General features: G+C 45.9%; 22 protein-coding genes. 10 read left to right on the forward strand and 12 right to left on the reverse strand.

Annotated features, from left to right (window positions below; all coding sequences use genetic code 11):
- Positions 1–4: 4 nt before the first annotated feature.
- Together NSQ83_RS20115 and slrC are read right to left on the reverse strand one after the other, a co-directional pair.
- The gene (locus NSQ83_RS20115) at positions 5–388 is read right to left on the reverse strand and encodes a GtrA family protein (RefSeq protein WP_198878411.1); all 384 of its coding nucleotides are present in this window, start codon (positions 386–388) and stop codon (positions 5–7) included.
- Positions 389–405: 17 nt separating this feature from the next.
- Positions 406–1,077 carry a transcriptional regulator SlrC gene (gene slrC / locus NSQ83_RS20120; protein ID WP_198878410.1) on the reverse strand — a complete coding sequence of 224 codons (672 nt, stop codon included), beginning with the start codon at positions 1,075–1,077 and terminating at the stop codon, positions 406–408.
- Between the two features lie 354 nt (positions 1,078–1,431).
- Between slrC and slrA the strand changes: the two genes are divergently transcribed.
- The 3 genes from slrA (at position 1,432) to NSQ83_RS20135 (ending at position 3,879) form a co-directional block, all read left to right on the forward strand.
- Complete coding sequence (gene slrA, locus NSQ83_RS20125; RefSeq protein ID WP_003243648.1) at positions 1,432–1,590, forward strand: transcriptional regulator SlrA; 159 nt, start codon at positions 1,432–1,434, stop codon at positions 1,588–1,590.
- Positions 1,591–2,032: 442 nt separating this feature from the next.
- A complete protein-coding gene (locus tag NSQ83_RS20130) occupies positions 2,033–2,341 on the forward strand; it encodes a DUF485 domain-containing protein (protein ID WP_003227392.1) in 309 nt (102 codons plus the stop codon).
- Complete coding sequence (locus NSQ83_RS20135) at positions 2,338–3,879, forward strand: cation acetate symporter (RefSeq protein WP_110109522.1); 1,542 nt, start codon at positions 2,338–2,340, stop codon at positions 3,877–3,879. Before NSQ83_RS20130 ends, NSQ83_RS20135 begins: the two co-directional genes overlap by 4 nt.
- Positions 3,880–3,891: 12 nt before the next feature.
- On the opposite strand, the gene NSQ83_RS20140 is transcribed toward NSQ83_RS20135, so the two are convergent.
- The 7 genes from NSQ83_RS20140 to NSQ83_RS20170 form a co-directional block, all read right to left on the reverse strand.
- Positions 3,892–4,512: a DsbA family protein gene (locus tag NSQ83_RS20140; protein ID WP_021480940.1), complete on the reverse strand. Its 621-nt coding sequence runs from the start codon at positions 4,510–4,512 to the stop codon at positions 3,892–3,894.
- A 283-nt stretch (positions 4,513–4,795) separates the two neighbouring features.
- A complete protein-coding gene (gene efeB / locus NSQ83_RS20145; protein ID WP_198878409.1) occupies positions 4,796–6,046 on the reverse strand; it encodes an iron uptake transporter deferrochelatase/peroxidase subunit in 1,251 nt (416 codons plus the stop codon).
- 18 nt (positions 6,047–6,064) lie between these two features.
- On the reverse strand, positions 6,065–7,222 hold the full coding sequence (gene efeM, locus NSQ83_RS20150; RefSeq protein WP_042975377.1) for an iron uptake system lipoprotein EfeM: 1,158 nt from the start codon (positions 7,220–7,222) through the stop codon (positions 6,065–6,067).
- On the reverse strand, positions 7,219–8,664 hold the full coding sequence (gene efeU / locus NSQ83_RS20155) for a ferrous ion permease EfeU (protein WP_198878408.1): 1,446 nt from the start codon (positions 8,662–8,664) through the stop codon (positions 7,219–7,221). Before efeU ends, efeM begins: the two co-directional genes overlap by 4 nt.
- Before the next feature lie 156 nt (positions 8,665–8,820).
- On the reverse strand, positions 8,821–9,489 hold the full coding sequence (gene thiE / locus NSQ83_RS20160; protein ID WP_198878407.1) for a thiamine phosphate synthase: 669 nt from the start codon (positions 9,487–9,489) through the stop codon (positions 8,821–8,823).
- Entirely contained in the window at positions 9,486–10,304 is an 819-nt protein-coding gene (gene thiM / locus NSQ83_RS20165; RefSeq protein ID WP_088327226.1) for a hydroxyethylthiazole kinase, read from the reverse strand. The genes thiE and thiM overlap by 4 nt, the downstream gene beginning before the upstream one ends.
- Before the next feature lie 7 nt (positions 10,305–10,311).
- On the reverse strand, positions 10,312–11,217 hold the full coding sequence (locus tag NSQ83_RS20170; protein WP_003227377.1) for a LysR family transcriptional regulator: 906 nt from the start codon (positions 11,215–11,217) through the stop codon (positions 10,312–10,314).
- 105 nt (positions 11,218–11,322) lie between these two features.
- Between NSQ83_RS20170 and NSQ83_RS20175 the strand changes: the two genes are divergently transcribed.
- The 4 genes from NSQ83_RS20175 to NSQ83_RS20190 all read left to right on the forward strand — a co-directional run bounded on the left by NSQ83_RS20175 (position 11,323) and on the right by NSQ83_RS20190 (position 13,905).
- A complete protein-coding gene (locus NSQ83_RS20175) occupies positions 11,323–11,709 on the forward strand; it encodes a CidA/LrgA family holin-like protein (protein WP_015714922.1) in 387 nt (128 codons plus the stop codon).
- Positions 11,691–12,368: a CidB/LrgB family autolysis modulator gene (locus tag NSQ83_RS20180; protein ID WP_198878406.1), complete on the forward strand. Its 678-nt coding sequence runs from the start codon at positions 11,691–11,693 to the stop codon at positions 12,366–12,368. The genes NSQ83_RS20175 and NSQ83_RS20180 overlap by 19 nt, the downstream gene beginning before the upstream one ends.
- 103 nt (positions 12,369–12,471) lie before the next feature.
- Positions 12,472–13,674 carry a major facilitator superfamily domain-containing protein 6 gene (locus NSQ83_RS20185; RefSeq protein WP_198878405.1) on the forward strand — a complete coding sequence of 401 codons (1,203 nt, stop codon included), beginning with the start codon at positions 12,472–12,474 and terminating at the stop codon, positions 13,672–13,674.
- Between the two features lie 33 nt (positions 13,675–13,707).
- On the forward strand, positions 13,708–13,905 hold the full coding sequence (locus NSQ83_RS20190) for a YwbE family protein (protein WP_015385004.1): 198 nt from the start codon (positions 13,708–13,710) through the stop codon (positions 13,903–13,905).
- A 34-nt stretch (positions 13,906–13,939) separates the two neighbouring features.
- Here NSQ83_RS20190 and NSQ83_RS20195 read toward each other — a convergent pair whose 3' ends face one another.
- On the reverse strand, positions 13,940–15,127 hold the full coding sequence (locus tag NSQ83_RS20195; RefSeq protein ID WP_198878404.1) for a class I SAM-dependent rRNA methyltransferase: 1,188 nt from the start codon (positions 15,125–15,127) through the stop codon (positions 13,940–13,942).
- 120 nt (positions 15,128–15,247) lie between these two features.
- Between NSQ83_RS20195 and glxA the strand changes: the two genes are divergently transcribed.
- A complete protein-coding gene (gene glxA / locus NSQ83_RS20200) occupies positions 15,248–15,628 on the forward strand; it encodes a glyoxalase GlxA (RefSeq protein ID WP_003243380.1) in 381 nt (126 codons plus the stop codon).
- Between the two features lie 38 nt (positions 15,629–15,666).
- Here the strand turns inward: glxA and NSQ83_RS20205 are convergent, their stop codons facing one another.
- On the reverse strand, positions 15,667–16,344 hold the full coding sequence (locus tag NSQ83_RS20205) for a DUF2711 domain-containing protein (protein WP_204551396.1): 678 nt from the start codon (positions 16,342–16,344) through the stop codon (positions 15,667–15,669).
- Positions 16,345–16,421: 77 nt separating this feature from the next.
- Entirely contained in the window at positions 16,422–17,756 is a 1,335-nt protein-coding gene (gene celB, locus NSQ83_RS20210; protein ID WP_198878402.1) for a PTS cellobiose transporter subunit IIC, read from the reverse strand.
- A gap of 226 nt (positions 17,757–17,982) precedes the next feature.
- Here celB and epr point away from each other — a divergent pair, with 226 nt between their 5' ends.
- The gene (gene epr / locus NSQ83_RS20215; RefSeq protein ID WP_198878401.1) at positions 17,983–19,920 is read left to right on the forward strand and encodes a minor protease Epr; all 1,938 of its coding nucleotides are present in this window, start codon (positions 17,983–17,985) and stop codon (positions 19,918–19,920) included.
- A gap of 432 nt (positions 19,921–20,352) precedes the next feature.
- Complete coding sequence (gene sacX, locus NSQ83_RS20220; protein ID WP_003243800.1) at positions 20,353–21,732, forward strand: SacY negative regulator SacX; 1,380 nt, start codon at positions 20,353–20,355, stop codon at positions 21,730–21,732.
- Positions 21,733–21,762 lie beyond the last annotated feature (30 nt).

Below are 21,762 nucleotides of genomic sequence, written 5' to 3' on the forward strand. Positions count from 1 at the left end.
TCTGTCATACCCCTTCTTCTTTTGTTTTTTTAAAGACGAGCCATTTGCTCGCAACATAGTTGACGACAACAATGACCGCGTTGTCGAGTATTTTGGCCAAGGTTTCATTTGTATTGAACTGGCTGACAAGAATGATCATCATGCCTAAATCTATGCCGAGAGACAGGACCCGAACGCTGAAAAAAGCAGTGAGCTCTTTCAGCAGGCTCTGCAGATCATGTGTTTTTTGCTGAAACACATATAATTTATTTGTTATGTAAGCAAACAGCACGGACAAAATCCAAGCGGCGACAGTGGCGGCTTTGTAATCCACATTCATGATCTCTACGAATATATAAAAGCTGGCGATATTCACAATGGTTGTGAAAACCCCCATAATGATATACATAATTATTTCTCTATACTTCACTGATGTTCCTCGCTTTCTGAAAAACTTTTCAAAATTCTTGGCGTCTCGTGCTCTCTGTCTAAAGTGAAAAATACCGAGAGTGCGTCTAAAAAGCTGCGGAAGGCGGCTGGCTGGCCCAATACATATGATTGTTTGATGATTCCGTCGAGGACTGCACATATTATTTTAGCCGTATATTCAGGATCAATACAGGCGTCAATCAGCTTTCTCTCCTTCAGCCACTTAATATATAACACATTTTCTTCCACCCACAATTCGTACAGCCGGACATAGGCCTTGCATTTCTTTAAGACTTTATACGTCGGCATGTTCATGGCAAACGAGGTGATGTCCCACGACGGCTTATTTATGTAATAGGAATAAAGCAGTTCTGCAGCGTGTTTTGCAGCCTCGTCCAATGTCAGCGATTTCACTGACTCCCGCTCCATTTGATCAAGATACCCTATAATGATCTTTTTTTTCATCTGACGTTTTTCGAGAAGGTACAGCAGAAAATCGTCCTTGCTGACAAAATGAACATAAAATGCTCCTTTGCTGTACCCGGCGGCTCTGCTGATATCTTCTACAGAAACCGGATCATACGCTCGGTCAATCAACAAATTCACGCCAGCGTCTATAAAACTTTCAAATGTTGCTTCTCTTTTAATTTGAAATTTGTTTTTTTTCATATTTTTCTCCTGGCGGTAATGATTACCCTTATCTTACACCGGATCAATCTTTAGCGGTATTTATTTCTTTGAACGGTTATGCTATTCGGTTTCCCAGGGGTCATTTTTAATAGGCTAAATGATTTATTTTCATTTACATACTATCCAGTCAGTATTTAATTGTTTATTATTATAAATAAGGTCCATTGGTTATATTAGTCATTTTTTTAGGGAATAGGTAGGTGGTTTTTCCTTCAGTTTGTGAACACCGAGCAACTATGTGTGAAATTTGTTGTACTCGCCTCATCATCGCGCTGGCTTGTCTTTTATTGCCCGCATGTTGCAGGAAAACATTTTATACAATTGGAGGTTACTATGAAAACTCATGTTAAAAAAGATTTGGACAAAGGTTGGCATATGTTAATTCAAGAAGCTAGATCCATTGGATTAGGCATTCATGATGTGAGGCAGTTTTTAGAATCTGAGACAGCATCGAGAAAGAAAAACCACAAAAAAACCGTCCGGCAAGACTAGTCCGAACAGGCGGATCTATTTACCTCTGGCTTTTCTATCACCTGATCTGAGTTTTCACCATATCCTCTATTCAAAAGCAAATCGCTGCGCTGAGCTTGAGGACAAACGGTGTGTCAGCTAACTACGACAGACAGCCGGTGATGCGATCACCTCTTGGCACATGCATTGTCATAAAGAGGTGATGCGAACATGATAACCGTGCTCTGGTAAACAGCAGCTTTGCTGAGAACAAGCTGCATTCGGTGAGGTTTTGAAAGCAAACTCGTTTATACACGGCCGAGCTTGAAAATCTTCGCCTGTCTTTAGACCACTGTGTTCACCTCTTCACGACTTCCTTCTTTTTTCATCCTCCAGATATTGTTCAACGCATAAATCGGACTTTCAGTACATACCTATTGGTGTACCTTTTTGCTTACGTTTAGCGAATAAAAGGAGGAAAGCCATGTACAAAGCTGATTATAAACAGATTGCTGCAACGCCGTCTTTTCAAGCTTTTTTAAAGCAGAAACGCGCTTTTATTGTTCCTTCTGCGATTTTCTTTTTTGTTTTTTATTTTTCACTCCCTGTTTTGACATCTTATTTCACCTTTTTGAATGCACCGGCCATTGGAGCTGTTTCATGGGCTTGGCTGTTCGCCATCGCCCAATTCGCTATGACCTGGATACTGAGTACTGTGTATTCCCGGAGAGCCGCCCATTTCGATAAGTATGTAAGCGCTTTAAAAGAGGATCTGAAGGGTGAACAGACATGAATATGACTGCTTTTTTATTATTTTTGGCGATTGTTGGCCTGACGCTTATTATCACGTATTTTGCCGCGAAGAAGACGAAAACGACGAGTGAGTTTTATACGGCGGGCGGCGGGCTCACCGGCGTTCAGAATGGACTGGCAATTGCCGGTGACTACATGTCTGCCGCCTCGTTTCTCGGGATTGCCGGAATGATTGCGTTATATGGATTTGATGGCTTCTTTTACAGCATCGGTTTTCTGGTGGCTTATCTCGTTGTCTTGTACATCGTGGCGGAGCCGCTTCGGAATCTTGGAAAGTACACGATGGCAGACATGATTGCCGCTCGCTTTAAAGAAAAGAAAATCCGCGGTGTCGCGGCTCTCAATACCATTGCCATCTCTACTTTTTATATGATTGCCCAGCTCGTGGGGGCGGGCGCGCTGATCAAACTGCTTCTAGGGCTGGATTATACCGCGGCTGTCCTCATCGTCGGAGTGCTGATGACCATTTATGTCGTGTTTGGCGGCATGATCGCGACAAGCTGGGTTCAAATTATTAAAGCCGTTTTGCTGATGGCCGGCACACTCGTGATTTCGATTATCGTGTTTTCGAAATTCGGCTTTAGCCTTAATACCATGTTTGAACAGATGAAAACGGCTACTCCGCTGGGCGCTGATTTTTTGAATCCCGGAAATAAATACAAGGTGCCGCTTGAGACCTTGTCGTTAAACTTGGCACTCGTGCTGGGAACCGCCGGGCTTCCGCATATATTGATCCGGTTTTATACCGTTAAGGATGCCAAGACGGCCCGTACATCCGTTGTGTCAGCGACATGGATTATCGGTGTGTTTTATATTATGACGGTGTTTCTCGGCTTTGGTGCCGCAGCATTTGTCGGTTTTGACGCGATTACAGCGGCTGATCAAGCGGGAAATATGGCGGCTCCGCTTTTAGCAAAAGCGCTCGGAGGAGACTTTCTGTTCGCGTTTGTATCAGCCATCGCCTTTGCCACCATTTTGGCTGTCGTGACAGGGTTGGTGCTGTCTGCCGCCTCAGCATTTGCCCATGATATTTACAGCCAGATCATCAGAAAGGGAGAAGCAACTGAAAAAGAACAGATGAAAGCGGCCAGATGGGCTTCTGTCGCTGTGTCAGTACTCTCGATTCTCCTTGCGATTTTTGCACAATCCTTAAATGTGGCGTTCCTTGTTGCACTCGCGTTTGCAGTAGCCGCCAGCGCAAACCTTCCGCTGATTGTGTTTACAGTCTTCTGGAAACGATTCAATGCCTCAGGCGCTTTATGGGGCAGCCTGACAGGCCTGATCAGCGCGCTTGTGCTGGTATCGATGAGCCCTAGTGTGTGGGACCCGGCCGGAGGTGCTATTTTTACCGGTGATCCGCTCATTCCGCTGTCTAATCCAGGAATTATTTCCATCCCGCTCGGCTTTCTCGGCGCGTGGCTCGGAACGGTGCTGTCATCTGATAAAACAATTGATGAAGATACGTTTGCAGAAATTCAGGTGAAGGCGCATACTGGCGTCCATATGGAACAGGAATAAAAAAAGCTCTCTTTATAGAGAGCTTTTTCCTTGTCTTTTCTTCTGTTCTTCAGAAATCGCTTTTTCAAATACATCCTTGCCGGCAGCACCTGGAATTACAGTGTCGCCAATAATAAAGGTTGGAACGGCTGTGATGTCAGCCTCTTCATAAGCGTGCTTCAAGGCTTGGCGCTGCACGTCCTGATATGTTCTTGTTTCCAGTGCTGATTTGAATGATGCACCGTCTAATCCCACTTCCTCGGCGAGCTTCGTCAAGATGTCAATATCGCCAATATTTTGGCCCTCCTGGAAAAACGCCTGAAAGACACGGGTGTTGTATTCATGTCCTTTATTGTATTCCTTCGCAAAATGGAAGCCTTCAAACGCGAGGTCTGTATACGGATGGGGCGAGACGTTTGGAAAATTGATCTCGACTCCTAATTTCTCCGCCATTGGCTGAATAGATGTCTGCCACATGTACTGTTTGGAAGGATCATTGACCGGATCAAGCTGAGGAGATGGACTTGGGCGCAGTTCAAACGGCATCCACTCGACTTCAACATCCTTTCCTTTTATCGCTTCTTCAAAAGCGGCTTTTCCAACAAAACAAAATGGGCAGACGTAATCTGAATAAACTTTAATGTGTACTGTCATGATAATCTCCTTTCATACTAAATTGATTTTAAACTGTAACAATTAAAGTTACAACTGTTTTTTAAATAAAGAAGCCGATTTAGGCTTCTTTCAGATTGATGACAAAATCCTAAAAAGTTTTAGGATTTTGTCATCCTTTCAGCGTGATTGAAAACACTTGAAGTCTAGGAAAGCCGAGCATTGGAGCGGAGCGAATGCTCTAATTCGTGAGCACCAACGCACAGGCTTGACAACGAATGCGAGGGTTTGTCGACACGCTGAAAGAAGCCTGTAAAGGCTTCTTTTATGATTCCAGCAAACGCTGGGCAATATATTCTCCTTTTTTGCAGCCGCCTGGGCATGCATATAAAGCAGAACCGATTGTTTGTGTATATTCGTTTAACGCATCCTTTGCTGAAAGAGCCTTCAGCATCGGGATAAACTGATTGTCGGGATTTTTTTGAAAACTGATAAACAGAAGACCTGCATCCATATAGCCGGTTTTCGGATCAAGTCCTTCTGTGTAAGAGAAAGCTCTTCTCAAAATTTGTTTTCCCGTAGATTTCGCTAGACTGACGTGTGAATTAGACGGAATTTGATTCAGCTTCACGGGATCTGTTTCCTTTTTCTGCCCAAAAGGCGCCCCCGAGCTTTTTCTGCGGCCGAAGGTATCCTCTTGGTCCTTGAGGGAAGAGCGGTCCCATATCTCAAGGAACATTTTGATTTTCCGAAAAGCCATATAGGTGCCGCCCGTCATCCAGTCAGGCTCACCAGACTGAATCCACACGATCGAGTTCATCAACGTGTCATCCTTCGTGCTCTGGTTGCCTGTTCCATCTTTAAACCCGAAGAGGTTGCGCGGTGTTTCACCATTTTTTCCACCGCTTAGAAAGCCTTTGTTCACAAAACGGACCTCACAAGTGCCGACCGCTTGATTTAGCAGGTTACGCAGCGCGTGAAACGCCACTTGCTCGTCGTCTGCACACACTTGAATGCAGATGTCCCCGCCTCCCTGCTTTTCATCCAGGTTGTCATTGGGCATCGCTGGAAGAGCGGCTAGGTGCTTCGGTTTTTTGCTTTTCAGTCCGAAGCGGTCCTTTCCGTCTTTTTCAAAAAAGCCAGGCCCGAATCCGAATGTGACCGTTAAGTTGGAAGGGGATAAATCAGCAGACTCACCTGTATCCTGCGGCGGCAGATACTGATTTCTCTGCTCCGCTGACATTTTCTTGCCAGACGTCAGCATCTGTGTGAGACTTGTCCAGTTTCTAAATAACGTAATGATGTCGCTTTTGTCTTTTGCTGTTACATCCAGTGCAGCAAAATAGACATACGTCTGATGGGCAGTTGTGATTCCGGCCTGATGCTTTCCGTAAAACGGAACAACCTGATCATCCTCTTTTTCATCCTTTTTCGATGGCTTAGCCGCGGTCTGAACAAGCGGAGCGAGTCCGCCGAGTCCGCTGGCACCGATCGCAACGGCTGCCCCCGCCATTGCTCCCCATTTTAAAATGTCCCGTCTGTGAATTTGTTCTGGCTTTTTTTGTTCATCGCTCATGATGTTACAAAACTCCTTTTATAGCACATTCGCAATCTTCGACATGGTTTCAGAAAGAGTCGTCAGCTTAGTGCTCAGCTCTCTGATTTGCTTTTCACTTAATTTATCATAAGACGTATAGGACTGATCATTTGTTTTGTATTTTGCCATTAAAACTTCAAATTCGCTGAACTCCGTATCCAGTTTTTCCGTCAAGTCGGAGTGATCTTTTACAAGCGCGCTTTTCACTGTTTGATAAACGGCTTCGGAGCCTTCCACATTTGCCATAAGGTCGACTAAATCGATTCGTGAGTAGCGCTCTTCTTCTCCCGTGATTTTCGAAATCCCGGCTTCGTTCAGAAGCTCCATCGCGCCTGCTACAATTTGTTCAGGGGTTAATTTCAGTGATTGAATTGAACCGTCAAGCTCTTTTACATCTTTGAGAAGCTGGTCAGCTGTTGCCTTTTCCCCGGAAATATCTTGATCCTTCCAAATGGCCTTCTCAAGCTTATGGAAGCCTGTCCATTTGTCTCCTTCTTCAACATCGTTTTCTCGTGCATCAATTTTCGGGTCAAGATCTCCAAGGCTTTCAGCGATCGGTTCGATTCGCTCGTAATAAACACGCGCTTTCGCATATAACGTTTTGGACTTTTCGATATCGCCGGATTTCACAGCACCCGTAAATGCTTCAGTCGCTTTGACAAGCTGGTCACTCTGCTCTTTGACATAGCCTTTATACTCATCCGCTGCTTTTGCCAGCTGATCGCTAGCCTTTTTGCCGCTCTTCTTCGCTTCTGTCAGGTCTTCTAAGGACGCTTTCAGTGACTCGGATTCTGTCTTGATTTTTGCTGTATCCGGTTTGTCTTTTTGCGCTTCTGTGTAGATTGGCTGAAGATGCTTTTCGATTTCTGTATATTCGAATGGATAGTCGCTGCGAATATCATTTTCAAAGGAAAGCCAGTAGCTGTTTAACTCTTTCCCCTTCTTTTCAATCTCTTTTTGGTCTCCTTTTTCCGCTGAGTCATTCAGCTTAGAAATGATGGTTTCCATTTTATTTACGGATGCGGTGATTTCTTTAGTGACCCCGCTTTTTTCAGATGAAGCTTTTTCTTTGGTTGAAGATGTGTCATTGGCTCCGCAGCCTGCGCACAGCGCAAGGATGCATCCGGCTGATACAGCGATTTTTGTGAAATTCATTTTGTCAGTTCCTTTCCGTTTGTAAAATGTTTTGCCGCTTCTGAAACAAGCGCAATCAGTAAAAAGAGTAAAATCAACATTTGCGGAATCGTGCTGTACACAGACGGATAAATTCCTAGCACCGATACAGACGGCAGCCAGCTTTCTGCATCAGACGGAAGAATGCCCGCCAGCTGAAGGCTGTGAACGCCGGTTCCGAGAAATTTCACGCACATATACAGGACAACCGCCATTGATAGAAGAAAAAACGGCTTCAATGGAATGCGCATTCCGAGCTTGATCATCAGAACACCGACGATGATGAGAACGATAAGCCCTGCGGCAGTTCCGCCGATCAGTTCAGTGAGCGGGAGCTTCCCGACAAGCCCGATGAAAAAGATGACCGTTTCGAGACCTTCTCTTACAACTGCCAGAAATGCAATGAGCGCAAAGGAAAGCAGGCTTCGTTTTTTTAGTGCCTGTGACTTCTGGATATTGATTTTTTCTCTCCATTTATCCATTGAGGCATTTCTGTGCAGCCACACCCCGACATACAAAAGCATGACAGCGGACAGTACGCCGGTAACGCCGCCAAGCAAGAAATTGTTTTCTCCGAATACACTGGAGGAGAACAGAACCGTGACACCGATGCCAGCTGCTAAGGAAACAGCCATGCCGGCGGACGCTCCGCCCCAGATCCATGTCGAGGAACGTGTGACACGCGCTTTTTTTGTCATGGTTAATAGCGCTCCGATGACAAGGAGGGCCTCCATTCCTTCACGAATCGGGATCAGCGCCGCATCCCACCAGCTGTAGCTGCTTGAAGCGATTGGCTCGAGCAATTGAATCATTTCGTCAATTTGCTTTGATACCTTTTCAGGATGGCTGCCGATCTCCGCCTTCATCAGCGCCAGATTTTCCTCCGATGTCGTATAGGCTTCTTTCGATTGGGAAACGACGTCTCCCTCAACGGCGAGCCAGGATGTAACTAAAGTGTCGATTGCGGATGACGCTTCATCCAATTGTTTTTTTTCTATGAACTGTTTTGTGTCTTTCAAGCTTTGTATATAGGCTGTTAAGGACGTCCTTGATTGACCTGAGGATGTCTTTTTCAGCACGACAGCCTGCTGATAGGTTTCTAAATGAGACGCAAGCTCTTCAAGCTGTGTTTTGAGCTTACCTGCGTCTTGATTGATAAAAGAAAGAGAAATCATCGCGATATTCGCGTCCATTTCACTGTGAGAAGAAAGGTTTTCTTTCTTAATAGAAGGTTCTTCTTTTTTCCACTTCGCTTTGAAGGTTTCAAACGTTTGTTGTGCCGAATCCATATCCCCGTCTTTTACGGATTTGATCATTTGCTTGTTTAATTGAATTAATGCGGCGATCGGATCATCTTCCGCATGTGCCGCAGAACCGAAAACCATCAACAAGCTGAATAGAATAAGTGCCAGCCCCCGAGCCATCATGTTCCTCCTATAATTGAAAATGATTATCATTGTATAACATAATCATAGCCAGTTCCTGTCCTTTGTCAATTAAAATTTGAAGGTCTGAAAACCTTGATGGAAAGCAAAAAAGCTGTCCTTTTACAGAACAGCCTTTTGAAGGAAGAAGAACGTTTATCTTCTTGTTTTATACGTTTGAATTTCTTCATGAAACTTGAATGCAGCACTCTCAGGATCCTCCGCCTGACTGATGGCGCTGATCATACTGACACCATCGGCCCCCGCTTGGATAACAGGTGCGGCATTATCTATTGTGATGCCGCCGATGCCGACAATTGGAATGCTGATGCCTTGACGGCGCACTGCTTCGATAAGAGATACCCCTTGTACCGCTCTCGTATCTTTTTTCGTTTCAGTCGGATAGATCGGCCCAAGCCCGACATAATCCGCTCCGTCTTCTTCGGCTTGCTTTACCTCAGACATCGTATGAGCGGAAACGCCGAGAATCATATCACCTATGGCAGCTCTTACCTCTTTCGCATTTGCGTCTTCCTGGCCGATGTGGATACCGTCAGCTTTCAGCTTCAGAGCCAATTTCACATCATCATTGACAATGAACGGAACACCAGCTTCACGGCAGGCTGCCTGCGCTTTTTCAGCAAATTCAATCCGAGCCTCTCCTGTCAGCGCATCCCCGCCTTTTTCACGGAACTGGTACAGGGTGGCACCGCCTTTTAACGCTTTTTGTACAACTGTAACAGGATCGGCTTTCGTATTGTTTGACCCCATAATGAAGTATACAGATAATAACTCTTTCATCATTTCCCGAGAAATACGAGTCACGAGACAGTCACCCTTTCTATAGTCGCCCATTCTTGGACGTCTTGTTCAGTAACAGTTGAAAGCTTGTTCAGCAATTCAATCTGAAAGCTTCCAGGGCCTTTGTCAACCGTCTGCTGTGCGGCAAGCTGAGCGGCGACCCCATACGAAGAAATAGCCGCAATAGCAGCAAACAATGGATTTTCTTCCACAGCGCAAAACGCACCGACGACGGAAGTCAGCAGGCAACCGGCGCCTGTCACTTTTGTCAGCAGCTTGTGGCCGTTATGAAGGGTGTATACATGTGACGTGTCGGCTATGACATCAACTTCACCAGTTATCGCAATGACCGTGTTTAGCTTTTGTGCCGCCTGCTGAGCCAGCCGGATGATGTCGCCTCCACCTTCACCCGCATCAACACCTTTGATCAGCCAATCGGTCACGCCGACGGTATGGGCAATTTCCGCCGCATTTCCTCTGATTGCAGCAAGGCGCACCTCACGAATGATGTCACGTGCCGATTCAGTGCGGAACGGTGTTGCTCCGGCACCGACAGGATCAAGAATGACGGGAACGCCATGTTCATTAGCTGATTTCCCCGCGATGATCATCGCTTCGACTGACTCCTTGCTCAGCGTTCCGATATTTAAAACGAGTGCACCCGCAATCTTCGCCATATCGGCGACCTCTTCTTTTGCGTACGCCATAACGGGCGATGCGCCGAGGGCGAGCAGGCCGTTTGCTGTGAAATTCGTTACGACATTGTTGGTTATGCTATGCACCAGTGGGCTATGCCGGCGGACAGCCGTAAGACATTTTGCTGCTGATTGTGCATCCATGTTTGCATCATCCTTTACTATCTTTTTTCGGGTCCCATAAATACGATTTCGTATGTTCGAGCCAAGCTCTGGCCGCAAACGACAAGTACCGGTCCTTTCTCCAAATAATGGCGAGGTGCCAAGGGATGACCGGATCGACAAGCGGAATGACTTTCACTTTTTCCGGGTCAAGGCCGCGGCAGATCCGTTCCGGCAAAAGCCCGATCCCAAGGTTTGCTGATACCATCTCACTGATAAAATCCCATTGTGATGTTTCATAAATGATATGGGGCCGGAACCCAGCCTTGATACATTCCGTCATAATTCGGTTGTGCAGGACAAAATCCTCTCTGAAGAAAATAAAAGGCTCGTCCTTCAACTCACGCAGCTGACATTCTTTCTCATCAGCCAGCCGGTGGGAAGGGTGAACGACAAGCATTAAGGTTTCTTTTACGATTGTAAACGAATGAAAGATATCTTCGTTTGCGGGAAGGACCACAACGCCGATATCAAGAGAGCCGTCCCCGACACCTTCTTGGACTTTTATAGAACCGTCTTCGACTAGCTGAAAGGTGACATTCGGATAGTTTTCACGGAAATCGCCGAGCACTCTCGGGAAAAACCCCGATCCGATCATCGGCGGCAGTCCAATCCGTACGTGCCCTTTCTTGACTTCCATAATATCATTTAATTCTGACGTCAGGTTTTGAAATGATTTAATGATTTCCTGCGCCTGCACATACATGCTATGACCGGCATCAGTCAGTTCCACTTGCCTGCCGTTTCGGTAAAACAGTTCAATTCCGAGCTCTTCTTCTAAATTTTTGATCATTTTTGATATCGTCGGCTGAGAAACATAAAGGGATTGGGAAGCCTTCGTAAAACTTTTTAAACGGGCGACTTCCAAGAAATATGTTAAATGGCGGATATCCATGCGCTTCACCCTTTCTATAGACAAAAGGAATACTTATTATTCTTTATATATATTTTACCTATAGCGCTAGCTTATGTACAATATGAATATAAGGGAGGCATCAATATGAAAAAACTGTTGCTAACCGTTATTCAAATCGCTCTGTTATTTATATTTGCTCGGCTGATTAATTGGGTGACAGCCCTTCTTCATATAAATATTCCCGGCAGTATAATTGGGATTGTGATTCTTTTCACATTATTACACTTTAACATTATCAAGCTTGAATGGATCGAGCTTGGCGCGGCGTGGCTTCTCGGGGAGCTGCTTTTATTTTTTATCCCGTCTGCCGTCGGAGTGATTGAATACGGAGACATTATGTCGAAATTCGGTGTCAGCATTCTGCTTGTTGTCATCATCAGCACGTTTGTCGTGATGGTGTCTACAGGAACGCTTACACAAATCATTGCAAAAAGAAAGGAGAAAAAGCATACGTGTTCATCGGAATTGTAAGTTTGTTTTTAACGGTTTTGGTGTATTTAGGAGCAAAAAAGATATATCAACGTTTTCCGCGTGTTTATACGTCGCCGCTATTGGTGACGCCCGCTGTGTTAGTCGGTCTGCTGCTGCTGGTGAATGTCCCGTACGAGTCCTATAATCTCGGCGGCGGATTGCTGACCGATATGCTACAGCCGGCCACCGTGGCATTCGCGATCCCGCTATATAAATATTTCCCTGTTTTAAAGAAATACGCAGTGGAAATTATTTTGAATGTGGCCGTCGGTTCATGCATCGCGATTATTTCTACCGCTCTTATTGCGAAATGGCTTCACCTCGGCACCGGCTTAATTGACAGCCTCGTCCCGAGATCAGTGACAACGCCGATCGCGATGAACGTATCTGAAATGATCGGCGGAATGCCTGCCGTCACAGCCGTGTTTGTGATTTTAACCGCTTTGCTCGGCACAGTGATCGGCCCGATGGTCATCCGCTATTTCCGTATTGATAACGAAATCGCGCGGGGCGTGCTGCTCGGCACAAGCGCACACGGAGCGGGAACGTCAAAGGCATTTGAGCTCAGCTCTGTGTCCGGCACGATTTCAAGCGTATCGATGATCTTAGCTGCGATTATGACGCTTTGCGCGGCGCCGTTTTTACTTTCATTTATGTAAAAAACTGTCCTCTCGAGGGCAGTTTTTTTATGTGCTTCCCCTTATTGAAAAGCTCGCAAATTACAATATAATGTAATTTGTGGATACCAAAGGAGGCACCTTGATGCACAACTTGCAGGTGAGACGGCATTATGCCGCGTTAAAAGGATTTTATTTGTTTGCTTTTCTCGGTACGGGCAGCATAATTCCCTTACTCAGTATGTATTTAACGAAGGAACAGCATTTAAGCGGATCACAGGTCGGCTTGATCATGTCACTGGGCCCGATTGTGATGATTTTCTTTCAGCCGTTTTGGGGCATGCTGAGCGACTATACGCAAAAAACGAAAGGCCTGCTGGCGGTTTGCACATCAATCACAGGCATCATTGGATTAGCCTATATTGCATTTGACAGTTTCCCTCTGTTTATTTTGATTGCGGCCTGTTTTGCAGCCTTTCAAAGCACGATTATTCCACTTTCGGACAGCATTTCACTAAGGTACACACAAGAAACAAACGGCAATTATGGCGGAATCCGCCTGTTTGGTTCTCTCGGCTTCGGTGTCGCGGTGTTTGCCATGGGACAGGTGACGAACCAGCTGTACCCCATTCACGTGATCTTTATCTTTGGCTGTGCCTTTCTGTGCATTGCCGCCATATTGGCTTCACAAATGCCCGGCAAGCAGAAAACAAAAACAAAGGTCAATATCCGCAAAGGATTCCGGGAGCTTATCAGCAACAAAACTTTCCTCATCTTTATGATCATCACCTTTACGACATTTGCTCCAAACTTAGCGAACAATACGTATTTCAGTCTTTTTCTGGACAAAAGCGGCGCGTCTCTTTCCGCTATCGGCATTTTATTTTTCATCGGCGTGATTTCAGAAATACCATTTATGCGGTTTGCCCAAACATTTATAGATAAAATGGGGCTGCTCAACGTCATTATGCTGTCAGGCGGAGTCTCATTATTCAGGTGGGCGCTCTATTTCACGGCGCCTTCACTATGGATCATATATGCGACGGTCTTTCTTCAGGGAGTGGCCATCGGTTTATTTATCCCGGCGGCGCTTCAATATGTGAAAAAGATTACCCCAAGACACGTTGAAGCGACGGCGCTGACCATGTACGCCGCCATTGGCAATGGATTCGGCAACTGGTTCTGCACATTTGCAGGCGGGTACATTTTTGACTACGTGTCGATTTTCGCGGTCTATTTGCTTTTTGGCATTCTGAGCATAGCAGGCTTTGGCCTGACATTATATTTAATGAAGGCTGAAAAAAACAAACATACACTTCATCAGCCGGCTGTTACTTTTAAACCATAATGACTATAATGAACAAAAGAAAGGATGTGCGTTATGAACGGGCAAGAGCGAAACAGCATTTCGAAAGGGTTGCAGGTTGATATTGTATTGAAAGCAGATCAAAAAACAGGAAAACTGACGCGAGGGACAGTGAAGGATATTTTGACGAAATCAAGCTTTCATCCGCATGGCATTAAAGTCCGGCTTGAAGATGGCCGCATCGGCCGCGTCCAGCAGATCATTTCTACATAAAAAAAAGCTGCCCCTGAACAGGGCAGCTTTTTCATTATTTTTTCTGCAGAAGGACCACTTTCAGGTAGTTGCCTTCCGGAAATGCCGAAATCGTTTTGAAATCCTCCGGCAGCGTAAATTCCTCAATGATGGTGTAGCGTTCGTTTTTTTCTTTAAAGGCGGCATCGATAAAGCCTTTGAATTTCTTCATGCCAAAGGCGCTGCTGTTTGTAGAGGCAACAATGACACCCTTGTCAGCAGTGATGGCGATCGTTTCCTTCAGCAGGTTTTTATAATCCTTGACCGCGCTGAAGGTGCGTTTTTTTGTGCGCGCAAAGGAAGGCGGATCGAGAATAATCAGATCAAAGCGCAAATCCTTTTTTGCAGCATATGAAAAATAGTTAAACACGTCCATCACTTTAATGTCGTGCGCTTCGTAATCCAGCTTGTTCACGCTGAATTGCTCGATCGTTTTGGCCAGACTTCGGTTTGCCACGTCGACGCTTGTTGTTTTCTCCGCTCCGCCAAGCGCCGCTGCCACGGAGAATGCACCCGTATAAGAAAATGTATTTAAAACGGTTTTCCCTTTTGCATAGCGGTCTCTGATCGCCTTGCGCACGTGTCTTTGATCCAAAAAGATGCCCGTCATGGCGCCTTCATTCAGATCCACCGCGTATTGAATGCCATTCTCCTGGATGATGATCGGGAACTCGCCCCTTCTCCCTTTCACGAAGTCATCATCTTCAACGTATTGTCCAGCCGTGTCGAAGCGTTTCTTCTCGTAAATCGCTTTATAATCAAGATCCATCTCATCCAATGCGGAAATCAGCATGTCTTTAAAGGTGTAAATCCCCTTGCTGTACCATTGAATCAGCAGGTAGCCGTCATAATAGTCGATGGTGACGCCGCCGACACCGTCGCCCTCACCGTTGAACAGGCGGAAAGCTGTTGTATCTTGAGCCTCAAATAGTTTGGCGCGCGCTTGGGCCGCTTTTGTTAATTTGGTGAGAAAAAATGCCTGGTCAACCTGTTCATGTTTATTGCGGGTAAGCGTCCAGCCGACCCCTTTGTTTTGCAGGCCATAATAGCCCCGCGCGAGAAACTCGCCGCTCTCAGACACGATATCAACGAGGTCTCCTTCTTTCATGTGCCCCGCAGTCCCTGCGAGAGCTTCTTTTTCAATAAGGGGATAGCCTTTTTTGATTTTGGCAGCGTGTGCTTTTTTTAGGGTGAGTAGCTTCATATATGTCGTCCTCTTTCCGTTTGCTTTCTCTTATCGTACCACAAAACGCCAAGATGTCTGCATTGACAGAAAGGAAAGGTTTTTCTACGATAGACAAAAAGAGTTACGAGGAGGAGCAGCATGGCAAAACGAATTGACCATACAGGCATCATGGTAAGAGATATTAACGCGTCCATCACATTTTATGAAGAGGTACTCGGCATGAAATTGAAGGATCGCATCACACACACGAACGGTGTAATCGAGCTTGCATTTCTTGGCTTTGAAGACGGCCCGGAAACAGAAATTGAACTGATTCAAGGCTACAGCAGCGAGCTTCCCGCTGAAGGAAAAGTGCACCACATTGCCCTGCTGACTGATGACATCGCGGCTGAATATACAAAAGCGGAAAAAATGAACGCAAAATTTATCGACGAGGAGATCACAACACTTCCAAACGGATACCGTTATTTCTATATCGAAGGCCCTGACGGTGAGTGGATTGAGTTCTTTCAGCGATAAAAAAAAAGAACGTACATTTTGTGATGTACGTTCTTTTTTTATCTATACCAACTGATATACGTTGACTCATCGCAAACCATCGCTTCCCAGCCCATACGCTGAACCAGGTCATTGATGTTTTTATCTTTTGCTAAAAAGACATTAATGAATGAGTCATATACACTCATAAACACAAAATCCATTTTCTCATCAGTTAAAAAGAGCTCTGCTGCGGCTTCATCAAGAACCGTCCGCAAGTTGGCCTCAGTTATGTCCAAAACGCCGCGGTTTTCCACAATCGGTTCTGCGTAATAAAACCGATTGGATCCGTTCGCACCTAATACCTTTACCAAACTCGGAATATGAAAATTTGAAATATGATCCTCACTTGGATAATAGAGGTCTCCATTTATGTTTTCATGTAACACCTCAGCCAAATCCTCTCTCGCGAACTCGTCCCTTAAAGCACCTATCGACGTCATTAAAGCCAGCGCCAGCTCAGCATGTGTTTGAAAGCCGCAAGAAGACATAACCTTCTTCCAGGAAACAGCCTTGCCTATTCCTCTTATTTCATCATCGTTTGGATAAATATGCTCGTAATCATTTTTTCTTTTTGCATTCTCCCATCCTTCAGGCATTTGGATAAAAGGAGAAAAGATAAGTGCAGCAGATGAGTATTCAACTGGTACTTGTTGTATGATTGGTGATTCATCATCGAACCATATATAATCTAGCATGCGCACCTCCTTTACATATTCTAACATTCTCTTTCGTTTAAAGGAGATGATCAGCCCTATGACAGGCTGATCATCTATCACATCACATTTTTATCCCCAGATTCAACCACACTCTCTTCCCGCCATTTTTGATGATCCCATATTCTGAAAAACGGATAGTAGATGGCACAGGTGATCAGCAGATTTACCAGCTGCATAACGGCGCCCGACACCTTTCCGCCTGTCGCCAGGTAGCCTGATATGAGCGGCGGCATCGTCCACGGCACCGCGATTCCGGCCGGTCTTGCCACCAGCCCGGTGCTCATGCCGATATAAGTCGCGGTAATCGTGAGGAGCGGTGCGATGATAAATGGGACAATAAGGAGCGGATTCATGACAATCGGCATGCCGAAAATGATCGGCTCGTTGATATTAAATAGCGCAGGGCCGATTCCTAATCGTCCAAGCTGCTTCATTTGTTTACTCCGGGAGCGCACAAGCATCGTCAGGACAAGCGCCAGCGTCGCCCCGCTCCCGCCGACATTGATCCAAATTTGAAAGAACTGAGTCGTAAAAATACTCGGCAGCGCCTCGCCCGCTTGGAAGGCAAGACGGTTGGCATCCATCGCGCCGTACCAAATCGGCGCCATGATTCCGCCAATGATGGAAGCCCCGTGAATCCCGCACGACCAAAGCAGCATCTGCACAAATTCAGCGATCAGGCTTCCGCCGAGACTGCCGCCTAGGATGGAAAGCGGTGTGCCAAGCAGGTCTCCTACGACATTGTGCAGACTCTGAAAAGGTGTCATTTCAATCAGAAGGCGCGCCAGCCACACGAGAAACACAATGATAAAGCCGGGAATCAGCGCGACAAACGATTTGCTTACCGCAGGCGGCACACCGTCTGGCATTTTGAAGACGATATTTTTTTGAATAATGTACCGATAGATTTCGGTTGAAAACAAGGCGATCAGCATGGCGACAAATAAGCCCTTGCTGCCAAGCAGCGTGATCGGGATTCCGCCCCCTACCATGATGGACTCCGTTGAGCCATGCGGTGTAAACGGCACCTCAAACGGCGTTGCCAGCAGAAATGCGGCAATTGAAATCGCTCCGGCAGAAAGGGCATCGACACCATAGCTTTCTGCCAGCCGATAGGCGATCCCAAAAGCGGCAATCATCGCCATAATATCAAACGAAGCATTGACGGGATATCCGAGCTTATCAGCCCACTCTTTCCCAAACACACTCGCCATGAAATCAGCATACCCCGGAATCGGCAGGCTCGTTAAAATCAAGAAGACAGATCCGATAATAATCAGCGGCATGGTCAGGATAATTCCGTCACGCAAAGCGCTGAGATGCCGCTGTCCGGCAATTTTCCCGGCGACAGGCATTATTTTTTCTTCCATTACCCGAGTGAATGTGCTCATCTTAAAAGCCCCCTTTTCTCATTGCTTTGTGAACAACCTCCGCAATGTTTTCTTTATCTTATTTTGAAAACGCTTACAAATTCATTTGGAAAATTTCCTCTTCCTGCGGAAAAAATCTGCATTTTGCCAAACAATCCTGCCTATGAAAAATTTTTTCCTTCTAACTATTAATCTCTCTTTTTTCTCCGATATATATATCAAACATCATAGAAAAAGGAGATGAATCATGAAAAACATGTCTTGCAAACTTGTTGTATCAGTCACTCTGTTTTTCAGTTTTCTCGCCGTAGGCCCTCTCGCTCATGCGCAAAACAGCAGCGAGAAAGAGGTTATTGTGGTTTATAAAAACAAGGCCGGAAAGGAAACCATCCTGGATAGTGATGCTGATGTTGAACAGCAGTATAAGCATCTTCCCGCGGTAGCGGTCACAGCAGACCAGGAGACAGTAAAAGAATTAAAGCAGGATCCTGATATTTTGTATGTAGAAAACAACGTATCATTTACCGCAGCAGACAGCACGGATTTCAAAGTGCTGTCAGACGGCACTGACACCTCTGACAACTTTGAGCAATGGAACCTTGAGCCCATTCAGGTGAAACAGGCTTGGAAGGCAGGACTGACAGGAAAATATATCAAAATTGCCGTCATTGACAGCGGGATCTCCCCCCACGATGACCTGTCGATTGCCGGCGGGTATTCAGCTGTCAGTTATACCTCTTCTTACAAAGATGATAACGGCCACGGAACACATGTCGCAGGGATTATCGGAGCCAAGCATAACGGCTACGGAATTGACGGCATCGCACCGGAAGCACAAATATACGCGGTTAAAGCGCTTGATCAGAACGGCTCGGGGGATCTTCAAAGCCTTCTCCAAGGAATTGACTGGTCGATCGCAAACGGGATGGACATCGTCAATATGAGCCTTGGAACGACGTCAGACAGCAAAATCCTTCATGACGCCGTGAACAAAGCATATGAACAAGGTGTTCTGCTTGTTGCCGCAAGCGGTAACGACGGAAACGGCAAGCCAGTGAATTATCCGGCGGCATACAGCAGTGTCGTTGCGGTTTCAGCAACAAACGAAAAGAATCAGCTTGCCTCCTTCTCAACAACTGGAGATGAAGTTGAATTTTCAGCACCGGGGACAAACATCACAAGCACTTACTTAAACCAGTATTATGCAACGGGAAGCGGAACATCCCAAGCGACACCGCACGCCGCAGCCATGTTTGCTTTGTTAAAACAGCGTGATCCTGCCGAGACAAACGTCCAGCTTCGCGAGGAAATGCGGAGAAATATCGTTGATCTTGGTACCGCAGGCCGCGATCAGCAATTTGGCTACGGCTTAATCCAGTATAAAGCACAGGCAACAGATTCAGCGTACGCGGCAGCAGAGCAAGCGGTGAAAAAAGCGGAACAAACAAAAGCACAAACCGATATCAACAAAGCGCGAGAACTCATCAGCCAGCTGCCGGGCTCCGACGCCAAAACTGCCCTGCAAAAAAGACTGGATAAAGTACAGTCATACAGAAATGTAAAAGATGCGAAAGACAAAGTCGCAAAGGCAGAAAAATATAAAACACAGCAAACCGTTGATACAGCAGAAACTGCCATCAACAAGCTGCCAAACGGAACAGACAAAAAGAACCTGCAAAAACGCTTAGACCAAGTAAAACGCTACATCGCGTCAAAGCAAGCGAAAGACAAAGTTGCGAAAGCGGAGAAAAGCAAAAAGAAAACAGATGTGGACAGCGCACAATCAGCAATTGGCAAGCTGCCGGCAAGTTCAGAAAAAACGTCCCTGCAGAAACGCCTTAACAAAGTGAAGAGCACCAATTTGAAGACGGCACAGCAATCCGTATCTGCGGCTGAAAAGAAATCAACTGATGCAAATGCGGCAAAAGCACAATCAGCCGTCAATCAGCTTCAAGCAGGCAAGGACAAAACGGCATTGCAAAAACGGTTAGACAAAGTGAAGAAAAAGGTGGCGGCGGCTGAAGCAAAAAAAGTCGAAACTGCCAAGGCAAAAGTGAAGAAAGCGGAAAAAGACAAAACAAAGAAATCAAAGACATCCACTCAGTCTGCAGTGAATCAATTAAAAGCATCCAATGAAAAAACAAAGCTGCAAAAACGGCTGAACGCCGTCAAACCGAAAAAGTAACCAAAAACCTTTAAGACTTGCATTCCAGGTCTTAAAGGTTTTTTACATTCTAAGAAAATCGTACACAACCTTTTTCCCATCCTCCTCACAGGCTTTTCATACTATTGCTATACAGCCATGAACAGCATAAAATGAACGTTATTACAGTTATCACCACATATGGCGGGATTGTGACTGGGCAGGCAGGCAAGACCCAATGATGCAAAGGGAGTATTAATGCCTAAAAAGCAGGGCATTTTAACTCTTCTTTTCGTGTTGGGCTCATAACGGCGCCTTGGACAACCCCCTATTCTCATGCTCCGTCGTCGCGTCGACGCGGGCATTTTTGTCATTTTCAGCCGATATTTCTCACTTTTTTCATTTTGATTGTCAACTTTTCATTTGATACGATGAACAAGCCGACTTTTCTTCAGCAAAGGAGGTTTTGATTGCTTGCATAAAGAGATTGCAAAAGAATTACTGCTGCTCGCAGGAGGAAAAAACAATATTATCAGCATCAGCCATTGTACGACCCGTCTTCGTTTTGATGTAAAGGACGAGACGAAAATTGATATACATGCCATTGAGAACCTGCAAGGTGTGCAGGGCACCTTTTTCCGTTATGGGCTTTTCCAGATTATCTTCGGAGCAGGCGTCGTCAACAAAATATATAAAGAAGTCGTTCATGTATGGGAGACCGCGCCTTCTGAAGAACCTGTCCACCAGAAAAAAGCCAGCCGGAAGCTGAACCCTGCCGCAGCTTTTGCGAAAACACTGTCCGATATTTTTGTGCCGATTATTCCGGCAATAACAGCAAGCGGCCTGCTCATGGGGCTGATCGGCATGATTAAGGTGTTTCACTGGTTCGCTGCCGGCAGCCCATGGATTAAAATGCTCGACCTCGTATCCAGCACAGCCTTTATTTTACTGCCGATTTTAGTCGGCTTCAGTGCCGCACGGCAATTTGGCAGCAACCCATACCTAGGGGCAGTGATCGCGGGGCTTTTGACGCATCCTGATCTGCTGGACCCGTCTATGCTCGGCAGCAAAACCCCGTCTTCTTTAGACATATGGGGGCTTCATATCCCGATGATGGGGTATCAGGGTTCCATGATACCGATTCTTCTCTCCGTTTTTGTCATGAGCAAAATTGAGAAGCTATTAAAATCGATTGTGCCGAAGTCACTTGATGTCGTGATCATTCCCTTTATTACGGTCATGGTGACAGGATGCCTCGCGCTGATTGTGATGAATCCCGCCGCGTCCATCATCGGCCAGATCATGACACAATCGATCGTCTATATTTATGATCACGCCGGCATTGCCGCCGGAGCTCTTTTCGGCGGCATCTACTCCACCATCGTCCTATCTGGATTGCATCATAGCTTTTATGCAATTGAGGCAACGCTGCTTGCTAATCCGCATGTCGGTGTCAACTTTTTAGTGCCGATATGGTCGATGGCGAATGTGGCCCAAGGCGGAGCGGGGCTTGCGGTATTCCTCAAAACGAAACAATCAAGCCTGAAAAAAATTGCGCTCCCCGCTTCTCTGACCGCGTTTTTAGGCATTGTTGAGCCGATTGTATTCGGGGTAAATCTCAAATTGATCCGTCCCTTTATCGGAGCAGCCATCGGCGGTGCTATTGGCGGAGCATACGTGGTTGCGGTACAAGTTGTGGCAAATTCCTACGGGCTGACAGGCATTCCGATGATTTCAATCGTGCTGCCGTTTGGCGCCGCTAATTTTGTTCATTATATGATCGGTTTCTTGATCGCAGCCGTCTCTGCTTTTATAGCTACATTGTTTCTCGGGTTTAAAGAAGAGACAGAATAACTGGATTTATTCGATTTCATTCATAAAACG

The organism is Bacillus sp. PS217 (assembly GCF_037963535.1).
Taxonomy (GTDB): domain Bacteria; phylum Bacillota; class Bacilli; order Bacillales; family Bacillaceae; genus Bacillus; species Bacillus subtilis.